Source organism: Pseudoalteromonas sp. McH1-7 (assembly GCF_013366255.1).
Lineage (GTDB): Bacteria > Pseudomonadota > Gammaproteobacteria > Enterobacterales > Alteromonadaceae > Pseudoalteromonas > Pseudoalteromonas peptidolytica.
In genome coordinates this window covers 100,604-122,177 of record NZ_JABWPQ010000009.1, presented here as the reverse complement: position 1 = coordinate 122,177, position 21,574 = coordinate 100,604, and the positions used below count along the sequence as shown (strand labels likewise).

At 42.8% G+C, this 21,574-nt stretch carries 19 protein-coding genes; 10 read left to right on the top strand and 9 right to left on the bottom strand.

From position 1 onward, the window contains the following. Nucleotides 1-44: 44 nt before the first annotated feature. A complete protein-coding gene (locus tag HUZ36_RS08505; RefSeq protein ID WP_128731630.1) occupies nt 45-536 on the bottom strand; it encodes a CinA family protein in 492 nt (163 codons plus the stop codon). Between the two features lie 24 nt (nt 537-560). On the opposite strand from HUZ36_RS08505, the gene mutS reads away from it, so the two are divergent. Then, nucleotides 561-3,152, top strand: a complete 2,592-nt coding sequence (gene mutS, locus HUZ36_RS08500; RefSeq protein WP_125252093.1) for a DNA mismatch repair protein MutS — start codon at nt 561-563, stop codon at nt 3,150-3,152. A 55-nt stretch (nt 3,153-3,207) separates the two neighbouring features. Here mutS and HUZ36_RS08495 read toward each other — a convergent pair whose 3' ends face one another. After that, the gene (locus HUZ36_RS08495; protein ID WP_128731628.1) at nt 3,208-4,467 is read right to left on the bottom strand and encodes an outer membrane protein transport protein; all 1,260 of its coding nucleotides are present in this window, start codon (nt 4,465-4,467) and stop codon (nt 3,208-3,210) included. Nucleotides 4,468-4,841: 374 nt separating this feature from the next. On the opposite strand from HUZ36_RS08495, the gene HUZ36_RS08490 reads away from it, so the two are divergent. After that, complete coding sequence (locus HUZ36_RS08490; protein ID WP_125252095.1) at nt 4,842-5,159, top strand: hypothetical protein; 318 nt, start codon at nt 4,842-4,844, stop codon at nt 5,157-5,159. 16 nt (nt 5,160-5,175) lie between these two features. On the opposite strand, the gene HUZ36_RS08485 is transcribed toward HUZ36_RS08490, so the two are convergent. From HUZ36_RS08485 to ftsY, 7 genes are all read right to left on the bottom strand, one after another. After that, the gene (locus tag HUZ36_RS08485; RefSeq protein WP_125252096.1) at nt 5,176-6,450 is read right to left on the bottom strand and encodes an HD-GYP domain-containing protein; all 1,275 of its coding nucleotides are present in this window, start codon (nt 6,448-6,450) and stop codon (nt 5,176-5,178) included. Nucleotides 6,451-6,650: 200 nt separating this feature from the next. Further along, nucleotides 6,651-6,986: a ribonuclease E inhibitor RraB gene (rraB, locus tag HUZ36_RS08480; RefSeq protein WP_125252097.1), complete on the bottom strand. Its 336-nt coding sequence runs from the start codon at nt 6,984-6,986 to the stop codon at nt 6,651-6,653. Further along, entirely contained in the window at nt 6,986-7,699 is a 714-nt protein-coding gene (locus HUZ36_RS08475; RefSeq protein ID WP_176032580.1) for a 1-acylglycerol-3-phosphate O-acyltransferase, read from the bottom strand. The genes rraB and HUZ36_RS08475 overlap by 1 nt, the downstream gene beginning before the upstream one ends. Nucleotides 7,700-7,894: 195 nt before the next feature. Further along, a complete protein-coding gene (gene rpoH / locus HUZ36_RS08470) occupies nt 7,895-8,752 on the bottom strand; it encodes an RNA polymerase sigma factor RpoH (protein WP_125252099.1) in 858 nt (285 codons plus the stop codon). Between the two features lie 407 nt (nt 8,753-9,159). Continuing rightward, nucleotides 9,160-10,146, bottom strand: a complete 987-nt coding sequence (ftsX, locus tag HUZ36_RS08465) for a permease-like cell division protein FtsX (RefSeq protein ID WP_128731627.1) — start codon at nt 10,144-10,146, stop codon at nt 9,160-9,162. Next, the gene (gene ftsE / locus HUZ36_RS08460) at nt 10,143-10,820 is read right to left on the bottom strand and encodes a cell division ATP-binding protein FtsE (protein WP_125252101.1); all 678 of its coding nucleotides are present in this window, start codon (nt 10,818-10,820) and stop codon (nt 10,143-10,145) included. The genes ftsX and ftsE overlap by 4 nt, the downstream gene beginning before the upstream one ends. Nucleotides 10,821-10,931: 111 nt before the next feature. Continuing rightward, nucleotides 10,932-13,004, bottom strand: coding sequence for a signal recognition particle-docking protein FtsY (gene ftsY / locus HUZ36_RS08455; RefSeq protein WP_176032579.1), 2,073 nt, complete (start codon nt 13,002-13,004; stop codon nt 10,932-10,934). 262 nt (nt 13,005-13,266) lie between these two features. Between ftsY and rsmD the strand changes: the two genes are divergently transcribed. The 8 genes from rsmD to fis all read left to right on the top strand — a co-directional run bounded on the left by rsmD (nt 13,267) and on the right by fis (nt 21,418). Then, nucleotides 13,267-13,851, top strand: coding sequence for a 16S rRNA (guanine(966)-N(2))-methyltransferase RsmD (gene rsmD, locus HUZ36_RS08450; RefSeq protein WP_125252103.1), 585 nt, complete (start codon nt 13,267-13,269; stop codon nt 13,849-13,851). A 175-nt stretch (nt 13,852-14,026) separates the two neighbouring features. Then, nucleotides 14,027-14,242, top strand: coding sequence for a 30S ribosomal protein S21 (rpsU, locus tag HUZ36_RS08445; RefSeq protein ID WP_010362466.1), 216 nt, complete (start codon nt 14,027-14,029; stop codon nt 14,240-14,242). 20 nt (nt 14,243-14,262) lie between these two features. Beyond that, nucleotides 14,263-14,709, top strand: a complete 447-nt coding sequence (locus HUZ36_RS08440; protein ID WP_125252104.1) for a GatB/YqeY domain-containing protein — start codon at nt 14,263-14,265, stop codon at nt 14,707-14,709. 426 nt (nt 14,710-15,135) lie between these two features. After that, nucleotides 15,136-16,875: a DNA primase gene (gene dnaG, locus HUZ36_RS08435; protein WP_176032578.1), complete on the top strand. Its 1,740-nt coding sequence runs from the start codon at nt 15,136-15,138 to the stop codon at nt 16,873-16,875. 121 nt (nt 16,876-16,996) lie between these two features. Beyond that, nucleotides 16,997-18,847 (top strand): RNA polymerase sigma factor RpoD, encoded by a 1,851-nt coding sequence (gene rpoD, locus HUZ36_RS08430; protein ID WP_128731181.1) that lies wholly within the window; start codon nt 16,997-16,999, stop codon nt 18,845-18,847. A 74-nt stretch (nt 18,848-18,921) separates the two neighbouring features. Beyond that, nucleotides 18,922-19,794 carry a 50S ribosomal protein L11 methyltransferase gene (prmA, locus tag HUZ36_RS08425; RefSeq protein ID WP_125252107.1) on the top strand — a complete coding sequence of 291 codons (873 nt, stop codon included), beginning with the start codon at nt 18,922-18,924 and terminating at the stop codon, nt 19,792-19,794. A 323-nt stretch (nt 19,795-20,117) separates the two neighbouring features. Further along, nucleotides 20,118-21,083 (top strand): tRNA dihydrouridine synthase DusB, encoded by a 966-nt coding sequence (gene dusB / locus HUZ36_RS08420; protein ID WP_125252108.1) that lies wholly within the window; start codon nt 20,118-20,120, stop codon nt 21,081-21,083. Nucleotides 21,084-21,127: 44 nt separating this feature from the next. Beyond that, nucleotides 21,128-21,418 carry a DNA-binding transcriptional regulator Fis gene (fis, locus tag HUZ36_RS08415; RefSeq protein ID WP_010374122.1) on the top strand — a complete coding sequence of 97 codons (291 nt, stop codon included), beginning with the start codon at nt 21,128-21,130 and terminating at the stop codon, nt 21,416-21,418. Nucleotides 21,419-21,574: the final 156 nt, after the last annotated feature.

Genomic DNA, 21,574 nt, shown 5'->3' with positions numbered 1-21,574 from the left:
TGACACCTAGTATACTGTATGAAATTACAGTATCAAGTATAATTTTATGAATTTACTATCATCATGGTCTTTTTCAAAGCAAATTCAATGGCTTGCAACCTAACACTTGCTCTATCACCAGCAAAAATTTGATGAAAAGCAAGTACCTGTGTCGCATTTGCAACGGCAAACCACACGGTGCCAACGGGTTTATCAACACTGCCACCCGATGGTCCTGCAATGCCTGATACCGCAATAGCAACTTGGGCATTCGCAGCGCGCTGAGCACCTTGCGCCATTTCTAACACGGTTTGTTCACTCACGGCACCATATTGATCTAGTGTCTGTTGTGAGACACCTAATAATTCATGTTTAGCTTGATTACTATAAGTAACAAAACATCGTTCAATATAAGCAGAACTCCCGGGGGTATCTGTTAATGCGTAACTTACCCCACCACCAGTACATGATTCTGCGGTAGTGATTGTTACGCCTTTATTCGTTAGAATAGCGCCCAATTGTGCCGCAAATTCGGCTATCTCTTTGTAGTGCTCCATAGGAAAACCTTTTAGGTATCAACAATGTCGTCAGATCTTTATTCAGAACACACTATAAACCAACAAACCCCAATGATGCAGCAATACCTGAGAATAAAAGCTCAGCATCAAGAAATTTTGCTGTTCTATCGCATGGGAGACTTTTACGAACTCTTTTTTGACGATGCCATTAGAGCAGCACAGCTTTTAGATATTTCACAAACATATCGTGGTAAAGCCGGTGGCAACCCAATTCCTATGGCTGGCGTTCCTTATCATGCGGTAGAAAATTATCTAGCACGCTTGGTACAGCTTGGTGAATCAGTAGCTATCTGCGAGCAAGTAGGCGATCCTGCGACAAGTAAAGGCCCTGTTGAGCGAAAAGTCGTGCGTATTGTTACACCAGGAACAGTAACAGACGAAGCTCTACTGCAAGAACGCCAAGATAATTTGTTAGCCGCGGTCTATCAACATCCAAAACAATTAGGCTATGGCGTCGCTTATTTAGATATAAACTCGGGTAGCTTTAACATTGTTGAGCTAAAAACGGATGAAGCATTGAGTTCAACACTACAGCGTCTACAACCTGCGGAGTTGCTGTATCCAGAATCGTTTCAAAATCTTTTAGTGCTTGAATCTATAAAAGGTAGCCGCCGCCGCCCTGATTGGGAGTTTGATTTAGATACTGCTAGACATTTACTTTGCCAACAATTCGAAACACGCGACTTAGTTGGTTTTGGTGTTGAAAAAGCAGAAATGGGGCTTATCGCAGCGGGCTGCGTCATGCAGTATGTAAAAGATACACAGCGCACAGCACTCCCCCATATTCGAGCCATTACGCTCGAAAAAAATGAGCATGCAGTGATCTTAGATGCTGCAACACGTAAAAACTTAGAGTTGACGGTCAATTTATCTGGTGGAGTTGAAAATACCCTTGCCCAGATATTAGATAAGTCCTCAACAGCAATGGGCTCGCGACTATTAAAACGTCGGATCCACACCCCAGTGCGTCAGCGCCAAGAACTACATTCTCGCCTGAATGCCATCGCCTGCCTGATAGAACAGCAGCTATGTATGGAAGTCTATGATGCACTGAAGCAAATTGGTGATATAGAGCGAGTTGTTGCTCGCCTTGCACTCTATACTGCCCGACCAAGAGATCTAACCAGACTGAGAAATGCACTGCAAGCGCTGCCACCTCTGCACGATATTTTACATGATGCTAAAGATCCCCGTATTCAATCCATTATTAACCAGTCACCGGTATTGCCTAAATTACAGGATTTATTAGAACGTGCCGTTATTGATAACCCCCCCGTACTGATCCGTGATGGTGGTGTAATCGCAGAAGGCTACCACGCAGAATTAGATGAGCTCCGCGCACTGAGCGCAGGAGCAACCGATGTGTTAGAAAAGCTCGAAGAGCGTGAGCGTGAACGCACAGGAATATCAACGCTCAAAATTGGCTACAACCGAGTCCATGGCTTTTACATTGAGATCAGCCGTGCCAATTCACATTTAGTACCAGCAGAATACATTCGCAGACAAACGCTGAAGAATAATGAGCGCTACATTATTCCTGAATTGAAAGAACATGAAGACAAAGTACTTGGTAGCCAGTCAAAAGCACTTGCGCTTGAGAAGCGTCTTTATGAAGAATTGTTTGAACTGATTGCGCCATACATTGAGCAGTTACAAGTAATGGCCGCAGCACTTGCAGATTTAGATGTGTTAAATACCTTAGCAGAACGTGCGCAAACACTCGATTATTGCAAGCCGACTCTAACCGAAGGAACAGAAATCGACTTGCTCGATGGCCGCCACCCTGTTGTTGAACAGGTTAGTAAAGAGCCCTTTATTGCCAACCCAGTTAAGTTAAATGATGAGCGTAAAATGCTCATTATCACCGGGCCCAATATGGGAGGTAAATCGACTTACATGCGTCAAACTGCACTGATTGTGTTGATGGCGCATATAGGTAGCTATGTACCTGCAAGTGCTGCCACTATCGGTTTGGTCGACCGTATCTTTACTCGAATTGGAGCCAGCGATGATCTTGCTTCAGGGCGCTCAACCTTTATGGTTGAAATGACTGAAACGGCCACCATTTTGAATAATGCTACTGCACAGTCATTAGTATTGATGGATGAAATAGGTCGTGGCACCAGTACTTATGACGGTTTATCTTTGGCCTATGCCACAGCAGATTATCTTGCAAGCAAAATAGCAGCCAAAACACTTTTTGCCACTCACTATTTCGAACTTACTGAACTGGCAGAGCAACAAGCAGGTCTGGTCAATGTGCATCTTGATGCCATTGAACATAATGATACTATCGCCTTCAAACATACCGTCATGGAAGGTGCAGCAAGTAAGAGCTTTGGTTTACAAGTTGCGAGCCTTGCTGGGGTGCCAAAAGCGGTGATCAAAATGGCTAAGCAAAAACTCGCTTTATTGGAGCAGCATCAAAGTGTGGTTGGTGAACAAACAAGTACCACACAAGCACCAATACAACAAAATCTCATGTTGGCCAACGAACCGTCAGAGGTAGAGGCACTGCTCGCAGATACCGATCCAGATGAGATGACACCGAAGCAAGCACATGCTTTACTATACCAACTTAAGTCCATGCTTTAATTAATAAAAAAGCGGCCAACGAGCCGCTTTTTTGTGTTCTAAAATAATGTTGCGATTAGAACGTGTGGTTATACTGAAGACCAAATACCATCGCATGACCTTTTGAGCGGAAGCCCCACTGGCTTTGTGCTTTGTCAGTCTCGATAAAGTTCTGTGTCTTACCTCTTAGCAAGCTAATGCCGAAGTCAAGAGTTGCTTGATTTGGTAACGTGTATTCAGCACCAAAAGAGTACCAAGTACGGTCTGTATCTGGGATTGAAATCGACAATAAGTTTTCATCCGCTGGCGACTCATCATAAGCCATACCCGCACGTAACTTAACATAGTCATTTAGCTGGTAATCTGCACCAAATGCAAAACGTAGCGAGTTCGAGAAGTTTTCTTCTTTTGTGAATGCTGATTTAGAAGTACCGATGATAGCTTGTAGCTCATCAAAGCTGCTCCATCCTGTCCACAATACGCTGTAGTGTACAGAGGTTGCCGCATTTAACTTATGTGAACCAGAAATTTCAGCGATTGCAGGTAGTGTGATATCGACATAGCCTGGAACAGACGCATTACTCGTTCCACCCAAGGTTACTGGTAACGCGCTGCGGAAGTGACCATCAAAAGTGATGTCTGTTTCGCTACGGTAGTGGAAACCAAGACGGTTGTTTTCATCGATTTGATAAGCAACACCTACGTTCCAACCAAAGCCTGTATCGTCGCCTTCAAGATGTACCGCTTCAAGGCTTGCCGGTTGACCTAAGTTATTCGCACCTAAGTTACGGATAATTTTTGCATCGGCATAGACATGATTCACACCTAATGCAACACTCCACTGCTCGTCTACCTGATATGAAGCTGAAATACCGGCATTCACAGTCACAATTTCAGTTTCACCGGCGATTTGACCGGCAACATAATCTTCATCAAACTCTGTCGCTAAGCCAAACTGCGAGTATACACCTGCACCGATGGACCACTTGTCGTTATACTTGTGAGTGGCATAAACCGCTGGAATAACTGCGCTTGGTGCGATGCTATTGTCATTTAGTGCTACAGCTGGAACACCATTGTTTGTACTCGTCCCTGTTAGGCTTACATCAGGCTGTACGTACATAGCCGCCACAGAAAGCTGAGTACCAGATAACTGCCCCATTAGCGCTGGGTTACGGGCAACAACTGAGGCATCATCAGCCACAGAAGCCTCACCGGCATAAGCACGGCCAAGTCCAGATACATTTTGCTCAGCTAGCTGAAAAGCAGCTGCTAATGCCTGCGAAGACGATAAAATCGCACCCGAGGCTATAAGACCTAATAATACTTTGTTCATTCTCTGATCCCCTGTGTAATTATCACTGACATGCCAATGACTAAAAAACTACGCTTTATGAACATCTAGCTGAGTTACACCAGCTCATTGAGTGAGCTCAGACACTTAGCTATTGTCACTTTACAAATAGGTTGAATATTAAATTCCAGACACCCTACCTAAAAGCTGACTAGAAATCTCCTTTTTTGCGACTTTTTGGAGATTAAGTGAACATTTAACGTACAAATTACGCACTTTACATACTCATCGGATGAGCAAAACCGCACAAATGATAATAGTTATTAATATCATTGACGACTTTGCGACTCTTATATAAACTCTTGGGTCTAAGTGTGAATTCCTTTTTGAATGCCTACCCTAGCAAGGAGAACATCATGTCAATAGCATTACTACTTTTCGCTTTAGCATTTTGTGGTATTAGTGTTTATTGTCTTTGTAAAGCAAACTATTGTGCTTGTCGCCATGCTGGAGAGTGCGATAATCCTGTGAGCCAATTCTGGCTAGGCTCGATTGTTGCGGCGTTACTTTCTTTGCTACTCAGTTGCTCAGCATTACATTCGGAAAAGGGAACTTTGTTGTGGATCCTGATGATGGCAAGTTGTATGACAGGGGCGTTACTTTCAGCAAGGTGGCAGAACCTTAAACGACGTTGTAAAAATGCCTTTTCTCCCGCTGCACACTCAAAACCCTAAAAAACCTGAACTTTGGTTAAATAAGCAGTTGATCTCTTAACAAACGAGAAAGATTGATTTGGTAATCTAATGGCCGCACACTGGCAATCACTTTAATATCAGACCCACTTAGATCTACATCTTTGGCGGTCACATGATGCAAGTGCTTGGTATTATAAAATACCCGAACCAAGGGTGCGGTTGGCGCATGTTTATTCCCTTCAAGCACCAGCCCCAAACGTTCGTTTGTTAGCTTTACAATAGTACCTACGGGATGCACCCCCATACACTTTATAAAACGTTGTACAAGGATAGGATCAAATTGTGCTTTACTTGATAACAAAAAGCGCAGTGCGTTAATCGGTTCATCAGCTTCTTTGTGATACTGATCCGAGGTAATAGCATCGTATACATCAACAATCGCCATCATCCTCGCCGCAGTACTCAGTGCATCCCCCTTAATTCCGCGAGGATACCCAGTACCGTCTAACCGCTCGTGATGATTTATAATCATATCTAGCATGATAGGGGTTATCCCAGCTTCCCCTTTACTGAGTCCTAACGACTGTGCGACGTGTTTTTTCACCGCCTTGTACTCAAGCTCTGTAAAGTGACCTGGTTTATTAATTAACCCTTGTGGCAACTTCGCATGACCAATATCATGCAACATCGCTCCTGTGGCTAACTGTTCAATAATATGGGGCTGTAAGCCTAGGTGTTTTCCAAATACCGTGATCAAAATGGCACAGTTAGTCATATGACGCCAGTTATAGCCATCTTTGTCTTTGATCCGAGTTAAGATCGCCATAGCATTCGTGTTACGTAGCACCGAGGCGACAATATCTTTGCTCACTTCGTTAATTAGCGTCATGTCAACTTTCAAGCCTGAGGTAACATCACCATACAAGCTTTGGATCTTACGATTGTTGTTTTCAAACTTCTGCATTGCAACAGCAAATTCTTGCTGTAATGTTTGCTCTTTAGTTTGTACTTTTCGCTTACTTTTGGGCTTGCTACGCGCTGTCGATAAATTGCCCTCAATTCCCTGCTTGGGCTTCGTCTCGGGTTCATCTTCAGTTGTTTGAGGGGCTGGCTCTTGTGGTTTTTGATACTTTTGCGGTATGGGAATATCACTTTGTGTAAAGTCTATCGTTAGCTCAAGTACCCCCTTGTCTATGAGCTTTTGAATGATCGATTCATCTCTAACCATTCCCCGCGATTTAATCTTAATACCCGCGTCAGATCTATGCTTGTGAACACTATCTACAAACATACCGGGTTTAAGATCTTCAATAGGGAGAATAATCTGCATGGATCATTTACACTGCGAGTTAGCCAATCAATATTAATACCATTGAATTAGATAAAACACCATCAATTCAGAATAAATTCACACTAATGTATGGATAAATTGCAAGCATTAAGAAAATCAATGTGAGCAGGTTTTGTACAAAGAGACAATAACATAATCAGACGGGTGAAAAGCCCTGCAAGCAGGGCTAGAGGCAGTGACTACTCTTGGAAATAAGTTCCCCAACCGTCATATTCAACACCTGTATCCATTGCAACCTTTTCAAGCTTTTCCACATCTTCCATAATTACATCAGTGTCAAGCTCAGCTTCTACAACAACATCAAAGCCCCAAATTTTACCACCGTCTTCTAGCTCAAGCTCAGCAGGCTCTTCAACATCATAACCAAGCTTAAACGCAGCTAATGCTGCAGCTTCTAGTTTGTCGAAGTCTTCACATACAAAATGATGTTCAACCTCGTATAAAGTCTCAGGGTTTGAGCCATCTTCTAGCAATGAAGAAACGATGTCTTCACTTATTTCACGCCAGTTTTCCATTATTTCAATCTCGCTTTTGCATCTAGTTCAGCTATTCTTTGTGCCATTTTAGCATGGATCCGTACCGCATGATCCCTTGCAGGAATTTCTGGGTCTAAATACTCAGGCTCAAGCATATCTATATATACTTTCCCGTTGTTCCAACGGTTTAACTTTATTTGTTCGTGTGTAGAGCTCATACATACTGGGATAATCGGCACATTGGCGCTTATTGCAGTATGAAAAGCGCCTGTCTTAAATGGTAACAACCCTCGTCCATAACTTCTCGTCCCTTCAGGAAACATCCAAACAGATAGCTTAGATTCAGTGATCTTTTTAGCTGACTTTGAAAGAGTCCCAAGCGCCTTTGAGCGATTACTTCTATCAATTAAAATATTGCCTGATAACCAATACATTTGGCCAAAGAAAGGGATCCACTTTAAGCTTTTTTTGCCCATGCTCACCGTGTTTTGAGGCACAATGGCAGGTAAAGTAAACAAATCATAGTTATTTTGATGATTTGCGATGTACATTGCAGGCACTACATCTTTGGCTTTTTTATGCCTTGTTATAACCAGTTCAACCCCAATAAATCGAGACATGTAGCCATACCACCTTGCAATTGTATGGACATTGTTGGCATGAAATGGGCGTACAATACACAATAGCAATCCTACAATACCGCTAGTAATGATAAATATTGCTAATAGAAGAATTCGTATAATGGCAATCAATTTAACCACTCCAGAACTAAAATCTGGCGCATTATAGTAAAATTAGCGAACACTTGTAAGCTCAAAGAAGTGATAGTTTAAAGAATGCGAGAAGCTTGAGAGAATATGCCAGTTAAAGCATTGATTTAAAATTAAAAATAAAATGCCGCTAGGACAGCGGCATTTCACACACGATTTATCATAAGTTGCAAATAATTAGCTCATGGCACTTTGCAACTTTTTCATTGCTGATTTCTCTAACTGGCGCACACGCTCTGCTGAGACATTATATTTCTCAGCAAGCTCTTGTAGAGTTGCCTTTTCATCAGCAAGCCAACGCGCACTAACAATGTCTTGAGAACGCTCATCAAGCGTTTTCAGCGCCGCAAATAAGCGGTTATGTGATTGCTCTTGCCATTGCTCTTGCTCAACCTCTTCAGCAAGATCACTGCTGGTATCAGTTAGGTATTGCACTGGTGAAAAGCTGCTTGTCTGCCCTTCATCTTCATCAGCGGACAAGTCAAAGCCCATATCTTGGCCAGCCATGCGTGATTCCATTTCACGCACTTCCTTCTCACTTACACCAAGCTCATTAGCAACTGTCGTCACTTCATCTTGGTTAAACCAACCTAAACGCTTTTTATTTTTGCGTAGGTTAAAAAATAATTTACGCTGCGCTTTGGTAGTCGCAACTTTTACAATACGCCAGTTTTTTAGTACATATTCATGAATTTCAGCTTTAATCCAATGCACTGCAAAAGAAACTAGTCGCACACCTACACTTGGGTCAAATCGTTTTACCGCTTTCATTAATCCGATGTTACCTTCTTGGATTAAGTCTGCTTGAGGTAAACCGTAGCCTGAATAACTTTTCGCAATATGTGCAACAAATCTCAAATGAGACATGATCAGTTGCTTAGCCGCGTTAAGATCCCCTTCCTCCTGAAGGCGTGTCGCAAGTTCTTTCTCTTCCTCAGCGCCAAGCATAGGTATTGTGCTAACCGATTGAAGGTAACCTTCAACGCTCGCGCTTTGTTGCCCAGTTAGTGCTAGTGCGTATAAATCTTTAGTCATTTTTCACCTCAGTGATAAACCGTTCGTGTATGTTTAGCACTCTAACATCTAGAGTGCTAAATGCAATCTACTTTATCTATGGTATAAAATCAACCTTTTTATACCTTCATCAAAAATAGAGAATAACCATATGAATTAAAAGAAAAATAAAAACAATGATTGATAAATATCAACGATATTATTTTTTTATGACAACGCTAAACTCATCATCTTTTTACGTTTAGCGCGTTAACTAACCTGAGCTTCAGGTTGTAAATGCCTCTCTAGCAGCTGGTTATACCAATTATCTAAATTAAGCTTGCTATTTTGAGGCGAGAAAACTTTGTCGATAACACCGCTTCCGCCTCCTGCTATTGCCAAAGTACCTACATTCACGTAGGCAAGGCAAAAATTTGGCTACATTAGTATTAGACCTTATCCGGCTCTATTTCTTTAATATAACGCTGTACAGAAAGAAAAGAGCCAATAAACCCTAGTGTGACTGCAGTGCCAAGTAATACTAAAAGTTCGTTACCTACCAGGCCTTGCAATACGAAGCTACTTTGATATACGCCCACCACCGCTGAAACAGCAGACTCTAACCACCACAGCATAAGGGCGACACATATAAAAGCAACTAGCCCACCGACTATGCCATACCATACACCAGTCCAAAGAAACGGCGCCTGAATAAACGCATTGGTTGCGCCAACGAGCTTTAATACTTGTATTTCTTCTTTTTTATCCATAATGGATAATCGTATCGTATTACCAATAATTAAGATAACTGCACTAAGTAACAGGAAACCTACAGTAATAACACTTTCTTTTAGCAGTCCTAGTAGCGCATTAAGTCGCTCAAGCCATTCAATATCGAGCTTACCAAAGTCAACTTCACGTTCTTTTTCCAGCTTGGACAAAAGCTCAGCTGCGGCTTGCGGCTTTCGATATCGACTTACTGGTGTCACTAAAACAACATCGGGTAACGGATTTTCATCTAAATAATTAAGTGCTTGGCCAAAACCTGACATAGTTTTAAATTCTTCGAGTGCTTGATTTTTACTTACCAGCACGACTTTTTCTATCTCAGGGTAGAGTGCTAACCGTTTTACCAAGGTTTGCGTTTGTGCCTCGGACATCTCTTCTTTCACAAACAGCGAAATTTCTGATGCTTCTTTAAAACCACTACTTACTTGCTGAACATTTTTAACAACAACATAAAGGGTTGCTGGTAAAGTTAGGCTTAACCCAAGCACCAAAATAGTCATCAAAGAAGCCATCGGGGTACGCCACATTTCACCTAAGCTTTGCACCCCTTGACGAATGATCATTAAGCAAAAAAAGTAAAAATGGTGAAATATTGACTTTTTATCTTGTTCAATCTGATTTCCACGGCCTTTAAACAGCAAGCTCATAATAAATTCTCCGCTAGAGGATCTTGCAACATGCGTCCTTGATTCAGTGTAAAGCTGCGATACTTCATTCGGGCGATCAGGCCAAGGTCATGGGTCGCAATTAATACTGAGGTGCCATGATGGTTAAATTCCTCGAACAGGTTCAAGATTTCCATAGACAACTCAGGATCTAAGTTTCCAGTGGGTTCATCTGCGAGTAGTAACGGCGGCGAATTTACGATAGCTCTTGCAATCCCTACCCTTTGTTGCTCTCCTCCTGATAGAACACTTGGATGACATCTTAACTTGTCTAGCAAACCCACTTTGTCTAATGCAGCATGAACTCGTTTGGTGATCTGTTTATGATGTGTACCTTCGATAACTAATGGCAAAGCGACATTATCAAAAACACTATAACGTTCTAGTAGGCGATGGTTTTGAAAAATAATCCCGATGTCTCTGCGTACAAAAGGAACTTGCCTGTTAGTTACTGTGTTCAGATCTACACCGTTTATATAAACGTGTCCTGCCGATGGTCTTTCCATTACGCTAACCAGCTTCAACAATGTACTTTTACCAGCTCCACTGTGACCGGTTAAAAATGCAAGCTCTCCATTAGCTAGTTCAAAGCTCACCTTTTCAAGTGCTTTATGTCCACCGGGATAAGTTTTGCTAACTTGCTCAAATTTAATCATGCTGGCCTCTTATACTTATTATTGCCGTTGGCGCTCTGTCCTTGGCTATGGTAGCAATTAGGCAATCGACAAAGCGGGCAAATTTGCCCGCTTTATTATTGAACGCTTTACTTATTCTTGACTGAATAATGCCTCAATGAAGTCATCACTCTTGAAGGTACGTAAATCATCAATTCCCTCACCAACACCAATGTAGCGAATTGGTACTTTAAATTGATCTGCTACAGAGAAAATCACCCCACCTTTTGCAGTACCATCCAATTTAGTCAATGTGATCCCCGTCAGTCCAACTGCTTGATTAAATAGCTTAACCTGACTAATAGCATTCTGGCCTGTTCCAGCATCAATAGTAAGCATGACCTCGTGAGGTGCATCGGGATCTAATTTCTTCATTACCCGCGCTATTTTTTCAAGCTCCTGCATCAAATTATCTTTATTCTGGAGTCGACCTGCTGTATCAGCTATTAACACGTCAACATTTCGTGCTTTCGCAGCTTGGAATGCATCAAATACCACCGAAGCTGAATCTGCACCTGTGTGCTGTGCAATCACTGGAATGCTGTTTCTTTCGCCCCAGACTTGTAATTGCTCAACCGCAGCGGCACGGAAAGTATCACCCGCAGCTAACATAACCGACTTACCTTCACTTTGGAATTGCTTTGCAAGCTTACCAATTGTCGTTGTTTTACCAACGCCGTTAACACCTACCATTAAGATAACATAGGGTTTTTTGTCGGATGGGATTTCTAGCGGCTGTTCAGCCGTTTTTAGGATTTCCGACATTTCCTTTTTCATTAAGTCATACAGCGCTTCACCATCTTTGAGCTGCTTTCTATCTGCGGCGTCTGTTAGGTTATCGATTAGCTTCATGGTGGTTTCTACACCAATATCAGCCGTTAACAATTGAGTTTCAAGGTCTTCAAATAACTCATCATCAATCTTTTTACCTTTGAAGATTGAAGCGAAACCTGAGCCAATATTCGCTTTGGTTTTTAATAATCCCTTTTTAAGACGAGAGAAGAACCCTTCTTTTTTTGGCTTTTCTTGTGCTTGGCGCTCTGCCTCTTCACGCTCAGCTGCTTCTTTAGCTAGTTGCGCTTGGCGCTCTGCCTCTGCACGTTCGGCTGCTTCTTTAGCTAGTTGTGCTTGGCGCTTTGCCTCTGCACGCTCAGCTGCTTCTTTAGCTAGTTGTGCCTGACGCTCTGCTTCTGCACGTTCGGCTGCTTCTTTAGCCAGTTGTGCTTGGCGCTCTGCCTCTTCACGCTCGGCTGCTTCTTTAGCCAGTTGTGCTTGGCGCTCAGCCTCTTCACGCTCAGCTGCTTCTTTAGCCAGTTGCGCTTGGCGCTCTGCTTCTGCTCGCTCAGCGGCTTCTTTAGCCAGTTGTGCTTGGCGCTCTGCCTCTTCACGTTCGGCAGCTTCTTTAGCCAGTTGTGCTTGGCGCTCTGCTTCTGCACGCTCGGCTTGCTCTTTCACCAGTTGTGCTTGGCGCTCTGCTTCTGCACGCTCGGCTTGCTCTTTCGCCAGTTGTGCTTGGCGCTCTGCTTCTTCACGCTCAGCTTGTTCTTTCACTAGTTGTGCCTGACGCTCTGCTTCTTCACGCTCAGCTTGCTCTTTCGCCAGTTGTGCTTGGCGCTCCGCTTCTGCACGCTCGGCTTGCTCTTTCACCAGTTGGGCTTGGCGCTCTGCCTCTTCACGCTCAGCTGCTTCTTTGGCTAGTTGGGCTTGGCGCTCTGCCTCTTCACGCTCAGCTTGTTCTTTCGCCAGTTGTGCTTGGCGCTCTGCCTCTGCACGCTCAGCTTGTTCTTTCACCAGTTGTGCTTGGCGCTCTGCTTCTGCACGTTCAGCTTGTTCTTTCACTAGTTGTGCCTGACGCTCTGCTTCTTCACGCTCAGCTTGCTCTTTCGCCAGTTGTGCTTGACGCTCTGCTTCTGCACGCTCAGCTTGCTCTTTCGCCAGTTGTGCTTGGCGCTCTACCTCTTCACGCTCAGCTGCTTCTTTGGCTAGTTGGGCTTGGCGCTCTGCCTCTGCTCGCTCAGCGGCTTCTTTAGCCTGTTGGGCTTGGCGTTCAGCCTCTTCACGTTCTGCTTGCTCTTTGGCTAGTTGTGCCTCACGTTCTGCTTCTTGTTGCGCTTTATCGGATTTTCCAAAGCCTAACCAAGATAAAAACTTATTTTTTTTTCCCATATTCACTTACGACCGTGTTAGATAAATTGCATAAACCCAAAGCAAAGTGTCGATGATCTTGATACCATACTTGAAAATACCAACCTGCTTAGACTTATTGCTGCAAGTTGGATTGAATTCACACTTAATTTTGAGCTTGAAAGGCAAGCCGAGGTTGGCAACCTTAGTGCTTAGACAAAATTGTGAGCAAGTGTACCATGTTCCGTGAGGATGAAAAATCCTGATACCGTGAACCTTTAATAAAGAAGCAAATTACGTCGCTATGAGAAAATCTAAGCCCAAATCTAATCCTAAGCAATCAGGTTTCATTCGCTTAATTAGCGGAAAACACAAAGGTCGTAAATTACCTGTTCATGATGTAGAGGGACTGCGTCCAACCACCGACAGAATGAAAGAAACGGTATTTAATTGGCTTATGCAAGATGTTAGAGATGCCAAAGTGCTGGATTGTTTTGCAGGTGCAGGAAGCTTAGGCTTTGAAGCAATATCTCGGTTTGCAGCCCATGGAACATTTATTGAACTTGATAGAAAGGCAGCAACTCAACTTACAGCTAATTCGACCTTACTCAAGCTCGGTAATGTTGAAGTTATAAATCAAGATGCACTGACGGTGTTAGCGAACAATCCGCAACAACAGCAATATGATCTGGTGTTTATCGACCCCCCTTTTCGTAAAAACTTGGTCTCACCGTGCTGTGCATTGCTTGAATCAAGTCATTGGCTTAGTGAAGAAGCTTTAATTTATGTTGAGTTTGAGCAAGATGCGCAGCCAGATATTCCTTCTAACTGGAAAATAAAAAAGGAAAAGCAGGCAGGACAAGTGATTTGCCGCCTTTACCAACGATAAATTATCCGAAAAAACCTAGACCAGAGCGTCACATGACAGAGACTCTGTGTTTAGCTATAATTTAAGCTTTACATGCGGTCTTGCTTCAGATTACAATACCGCACCATTTTTGAACCAATTGGCTAGTTTTTAGCCAGATAGAGCTAAGCTCATTAATTAGGTAGGTGAATTTTTAATGCCAGTAATTAAAGTAAGAGAAAACGAGCCGTTTGACGTTGCACTACGTCGTTTCAAACGTTCATGTGAAAAAGCAGGTATCCTTTCTGAAGTTCGTCGTCGCGAGCACTATGAGAAGCCAACTGCTGAGCGTAAGCGTAAAAAAGCTGCAGCTGTTAAGCGTCACATGAAAAAGCTTTCTCGCGAAAACGCACGTCGCGTTAAATTATACTAATTAGTATTGGTCTTGTATCAATGAGCTTATTAGTTACGCTAAAAGACGCGCAAAAAGAAGCGATGAAAGCCAAAGACAAACTTCGTCTTGGTGCGATTCGTGCGGTACTTGCTGAAATTAAACAGCGAGAAATCGATAACCAAACGACACTAGATGATGCAGGAATAACTGCTGTTTTAGTTAAATTGGTAAAGCAGCGTCGCGATTCTTATACCCAGTACAAAGATGCAGGGCGTGAAGACTTAGCTGAAATCGAAGCTACTGAAATTAGCGTACTTGAGACTTTCCTTCCTAAACCACTTAGTGAAGATGAAATCATTGAGCTAATTGATGCCGTGATTGCACAAACTGGTGCAGCTGGTATGCAAGACATGGGCAAAGTTATGGGCGCTATCAAGGCAAAAGCTGAAGGTCGTGCTGACATGGGCAAAATGTCTGGTTTAATCAAACAGAGACTTACTGCCTAAGCCCACATACAAATGTATGATTGAAAGTGAACCGAGCCTTGTGCTCGGTTTCTTCGTTTTAGGCGTCACGCATATCAATGCAGCGCTGATAATACCAATTTTCTTAATTAAGTGGTCTATTTTGAGGCGAGGAAATCTTGTCGATAACTCCGCTACCGCGTCCTGCTATCGCTTTGGTACCTACATCCACATAGGCAAGGCAAAAATTTTGCTATTTAGTTGTTCTAAATGAGAAATTTTTAACGCGGTTAGCGTCAGATTTATTCCTTCAAATTGAGCAAGTATTAAGTCAAATTGGTATTACTCCTTCAAGTTGAGCAAGTATTAAGTTTAATTGGTATAACATACCGCAATTGAATTAAGTTGATTTTTTATCGCCGCAACTTGATATAATAACCCAATCACTTGGTTAACTTCGGAACGTAGATGAAAGGTAAAATCCCTAGGCAGTTTATTGATGACTTACTAGCAAGGGCAGATATTGTCGAGCTAATAGACGGTCGTGTGGGATTGAAAAAAGCCGGAAAAGACTATCAAGCCTGCTGCCCTTTTCATAATGAAAAAACACCATCGTTCACGGTATCGCGAGATAAACAGTTTTATCACTGCTTCGGCTGTGGAGCTAACGGCAACGCAATTTCTTTTTTGATGGAGTATGACAAACTTGAGTTTGTAGACGCCATTGAAGAGCTTGCTGCGCTCTTAAATTTGGAAGTTCCAAGAGAAAATGCCCCACAAGGGCCGCAACGTTCAATGGCCGAAAAAAAGTCAGATTATGACTTAATGCTACAGGCTGCCAAATTTTATCAACATCAGCTCAAACACCATAAAAACGCCTCGCAGATTATTGAGTATGTGAAAGGCCGTGGTTTAAGTGGCGAAGTTGTACAAAAATTTATGATAGGTTACGCCCCACCTGAGTGGGAATCCTTGTGTAATCAAATTGCACGAAAACCAGAACATAAACAACAGCTGCTTGACCTTAAGCTGGCCTCTGAAAAATCCGCAGGCCGTCAGTTCGACTTTTTCCGTGATCGACTAATGTTTCCAATCCGCGACAAACGAGGCCGAGTTGTCGCATTTGGCGGCAGAATAATGGGAGCGGAACAAGGACCTAAGTATCTAAACTCCCCTGAGACCCGTATTTTTCATAAAAGCTTTGAGCTGTACGGCTTTTATGAAGCCAAGCAAGCACATAAACAATTAGACAAAGTATTGATTGTTGAAGGCTATATGGACGTCGTTGCATTAGCTGAAAAGGGCATTGACTATGCCGTCGCAGCGCTTGGCACAGCAACGACAGCCGAGCATATGCAAACCCTCTTTCGAAATACAGATAAAGTTATCTGTTGTTACGATGGTGACAGAGCTGGACGTGATGCGGCATGGCGAGCACTAGAGCATGCTTTACCTAACCTCAAAGATGGTAAGTCACTCCAGTTTGTGTTTTTACCAGATGGTGAAGATCCTGATTCATTAGTTCAACAAGAGGGTAAAGAAGCATTTGAAGCACGATTAGATAAGGCAACTGATTATACACAAGTCTTATTTACCAAACTACGCGAGCAGTGTGACTTAACAAATGATGCAGGCAAATCCAAATTACTCACAGATGCGATCCCACTGATAAATAAAATTCCCAGCGAGTACTACCAAGAAACACTATTGAATACCTTGGCGCGATTAATTGGCCGAACTCGAGAGCAACTCAGTGCAAAATTAGCGAATAACAAACATCAAAATAAGATTGAGCGACAATTTAAAGTAACTCCAATGCGAAGAGCCATAGGCCTTTTACTACAACACCCAAATCTGGCACAAAGTGTAGAATATATGCCTGAACTGGCGGAAATGTCGATCCCGGGTATTCAACTCTTACTCGGCCTACAATCTTTGTGTCATCAAAATCCAGCGATCAATACGGCTCAACTGCTTGAACATTACAGAGAGCAGTCAGAATTTGATGCTTTGAAAAAGCTTGCAGTTTGGCAGCATGGGGTTGCTGAAGATAGGTTAGCTGATGAATTTAAAAATACTTTTCAGTTTATTGAAGACCAGTGTTTAAATTATCGCCTTGAGACCCTATTTATCAAAGAGAAAACCGAAGGTTTGAGTAATGATGAACGACTCGAGTGTGCGCTATTAATGCAAGCGCTTAAACGGTAGAAGTTCTAGTCAATAGTAATTTTCGGTGCTATAATGTTCTATTCACTGCGTCATCAAAATTTAGCTGTTAATTAGCTGGCGCCTGTTGTATCAACTTTTCAGAGTGGAAGCAAATTTCTCTATGGATCAATCTCCTCAGTCACAACTCAAACTTCTGATTCAGAAAGGTAAAGAGCAAGGTTATTTAACTTTTGCAGAAGTTAACGATCATCTTCCACAAGACATCATAGACTCAGATCAAGTAGAAGATATCATCAGCATGATCAACGATATGGGTATTCAGGTCTCTGAAAATGCGCCTGATGCTGACGAGTTGATGATGCAAGAAACCACAACAGATGAGGATGCTGCTGAAGCAGCAGCTGCGGCACTAGCGACAGTAGAAAAAGAAATCGGCCGCACGACTGACCCTGTTCGTATGTATATGCGTGAAATGGGTACTGTTGAGCTTCTAACACGTGAAGGCGAGATCCAAATCGCCAAGCGTATTGAAGAAGGGATCAATCAGGTACAGATCTCTGTTGCAGAATACCCTGAAGCTATTACTTACCTTTTGGAGCAATGGGATAAATACGAAGCTGAAGAAATGCGCTTAAGCGACATTGTTTCTGGCTTTTTTGATCCTAATGCTATTGAAGAAGATGAAGCACCTATTTCAGCAACACACATCGGTTCAGAGCTAAGCGATGAAGACTTAGACGACGAAGACGATGATGTTGATGACGACGATGAAGACTCAGATGATGCAGATACAGGGCCAGATCCTGAAGAAGCACGTGAACATTTTGAGCATCTTCGTACACTTTACAATAATGCTCGTGAAATATTTGAAGGTAAAGGCCGTTCACATCCTGATGCACAAGCTGCAATTCAGGAGATTGGTGATCATTTCCGTACTTTCAAACTAGTTCCTAAGCAATTTGACCGCATGGTAAATAACATGCGTGACATGATGGATAAAGTACGTGTTCAAGAACGTATCATCATGAAACAAGCGGTTCAAATAGCAAAAGTACCAAAGAAAACATTCGTTAAGCATTTTGCTAATAATGAAACTGACACCGCTTGGATTGATGCGGAAATCGCATCAGGAGAAAAGCACTCAGCAAAATTAGCTGAAGTGAAGCCAGAAATCGAACGTTGTGTAAATAAGTTAAAGGTGTTTGAAGAAAGCACTGGATTAAGCATAGAGCGTATTAAAGATATCAACCGCCGCATGAGTATTGGTGAGGCCAAAGCCCGTCGTGCCAAGAAAGAAATGGTTGAAGCAAACTTGCGTCTTGTAATTTCAATCGCGAAAAAGTATACCAACCGTGGTTTACAATTCTTGGATTTGATCCAAGAGGGTAACATTGGTCTAATGAAAGCGGTTGATAAGTTCGAATACCGTCGTGGTTATAAGTTTTCAACTTATGCAACTTGGTGGATCCGTCAGGCCATTACGCGCTCTATCGCGGATCAGGCTAGAACAATCCGTATCCCAGTGCATATGATTGAAACCATCAATAAGCTGAATCGTATTTCACGTCAAATGCTCCAGGAAATGGGTCGTGAACCTAGTCCTGAAGAATTGGCAGAACGTATGGTAATGCCTGAAGATAAGATCCGTAAAGTACTGAAGATCGCAAAAGAGCCTATCTCAATGGAAACACCAATTGGTGATGATGAAGATTCGCATCTTGGTGACTTTATCGAAGATACCACCATTGAATCACCGATTGATTCGGCGACAATGGAAAGTCTTCGTGGTGCAACCAACGAGGTACTTGCGGGACTAACAGCACGTGAAGCAAAAGTACTGCGTATGCGTTTCGGTATTGATATGAACACCGACCACACATTAGAAGAAGTAGGTAAACAGTTTGACGTAACCCGTGAGCGTATTCGTCAGATTGAAGCAAAAGCACTTCGTAAGCTTCGCCACCCTTCTCGTTCTGATCTATTAAAGAGCTTCCTAGACGTTAAAGGCTAAGAAGTAGCAAATAAGATTAAGGCCGCTATCAAGCGGCCTTTTTTATACTAATTGGATTAAATAGGTATACAAACATGGCTTGGATCCAAATTCGAATTTATGCCGATAAGGCCGACGCTGATGCCCTAAGCGATATGCTAATGGATATTGGCTGCCCTTCTGTGACATTTATGGATAGTAAAAATAACCCGGTTTATGAGCCAAAACCAGGTGAGGTAATTTTATGGCCAGAAACAACCGTCATTGGGCTATTTGAAGCCAACCATGATATGCAGGCTGTCGTCGATTACCTGCAATCACAACACGATAAGCCACTAAATTATAAACTTGAGCAGCTAGAAGACAAAGACTGGGAACGTGAATGGATGGATAACTTCCACCCTATTAAGTTTGGTGAAAGATTATGGATTTGCCCTAGTTGGCGCGACATACCTGATCCTAGCGCTGTAAATGTACTACTAGATCCTGGTCTTGCATTTGGTACAGGGACACATGCCACCACCGCACTTTGCCTCAAGTGGCTCGAACAACAAGATCTCAGCGGTAAAACCGTCGTCGATTTTGGCTGCGGCTCAGGCATTTTAGGCATTGCAGCGATAAAACTTGGCGCAGAGCGCGTGATTGGTATTGATATAGACCCTCAAGCTCTGGTTGCGAGTCGTGAAAATGCAAAGCGCAATGGTGTAGAAGAGCAACTGGAAGTCTACTTACCAGAAAACCAGCCTGATTTTAGTGCTGATATTGTAGTCGCTAACATTCTTGCACAGCCTTTAAGAGAGCTCCATGAGATTATTCTTGGCTTCTTAGGCAATGAAGGCGCGATTGCCATGTCTGGTATTTTAGAGGAGCAAGCTCAGTCTGTGGCAGATGTATACGCCCCCTTTATCCACTTAGATGACATTGCTCAAGAAGGAGAATGGACTCGAGTTAGTGGGGTTAAAAAGTAACAAGGTAAGAACTGGCTTACGTTAGCTAAGTCAACACCGCTTACCTGCACACTCGCTGTTCATAAAGTTAGTAACTTTTAACTGCTAAAGCCTGTAATTAACAGGCTTTACTCATTTTTTACAGCTTATTATTTAAACTCATATTAGAGTAAAAATTGTTTTTAGGTTAAATTTCAGCCGATTTTTCCTAACTCTCAGCTTGTTATCAAAAGTCAACCCATAAAGTTCAAAAAAAAAGCAATTATGTTCAATTTATAACCTTTGATTTTTGCAAAAAAAACCGTAAACTTAGCGCCCCTTGAGGAAAGGCGGATTAAACTGTAGTGCGTATTGGTCCATACCAACTTGAAAACAATCTTATCGTAGCACCCATGGCGGGCATCACTGACAGACCGTTCAGACAACTGTGTCGGCGTCTAGGTGCAGGACTTGCGGTATCTGAAATGTTGTCTTCAAATCCTAAAGTGTGGAAAACCGATAAATCGCAAAATCGCATGGATCACAGTGGTGAATCTGGCATTCGCTCGGTGCAAATCGCAGGAGCGGATCCAGAGCTGATGGCGCAAGCAGCACAATTTAATGTCGCCAATGGTGCGCAGATCATAGATATAAATATGGGCTGCCCCGCAAAGAAAGTGAACAAAAAGCTTGCAGGCTCAGCGCTATTGCAACACCCCAAGCTGGTAGATGAAATCATCTCTGCGGTGGTGGCTGCCGTAAAGGTTCCCGTGTCGTTAAAAATCCGTACAGGGTGGGACACAGACAACCGTAACGGCGTTGAGATTGCTCGCATCGCTGAACGTCGTGGCATTGCTTCGCTAGCAGTACATGGTCGCACAAGAGCATGTATGTATAAGGGCGATGCAGAATACGCTACGATCAGAGAAATTAAACGTTCAGTATCAATCCCTGTGGTTGCCAATGGTGATATCACGTCACCAGAGAAAGCGAAACAGGTACTGGAATACACGGGTGCAGATGCCATTATGATTGGTCGAGCCGCCCAAGGTCGCCCTTGGATTTTCCGAGAGATAGACCACTATTTGAAAACCGGTGAACACTTGCCCGAGCCTGAAATAGCAGAGGTTCGAGCAATTTTGATGGAACACTTAGTTAACCTCCATCAGTTCTATGGTGAACCAATGGGAGCGCGCATCGCACGCAAACATGTATCTTGGTATTTGCAAGCCCATGACCAAGAAGGTCAATTTAGGCGAGTATTCAATGCTCTTGAAGCGCCTGAGGCGCAAATCGAGGCATTAGAAGACTATTTTGAAACATTAGGGTAAATATATTTTTTGCCCTGCAAGCTAACTAAGAAAGAGACATAACGATGTTCGAACAAAATGTGACTTCTCCATTTATTACTAACGCTCATGTTCAGTCACAAGAGAAACCGCAACCTTTGCGCGATGCAGTTAAAAAAGCTGTACATCACTACCTAAAGCAGCTTAATGGTCAAGACGTACAAGACGTTTATGAGTTAGTTCTTTCTGAGCTTGAAGCACCTCTACTTGAAGAGGTTATGACTTATACTCGTGGTAACCAGACTCGTGCAGCGATCCTTTTAGGTATCAACCGTGGCACACTTCGCAAGAAGCTAAAAAAATACGGCATGAACTAAGCACTGCTAGTAAAATTTAGTTGATAAAAAAGCACCTTTTGGTGCTTTTTTATTGTATAAAATTCAGCAGCTAGCGGACATTTATCCTTTGCATGTCGCACTTTTCTCATCTTTAACTCGCCTTTTAACATCGTCATCTTAACAATAATGCGCTAA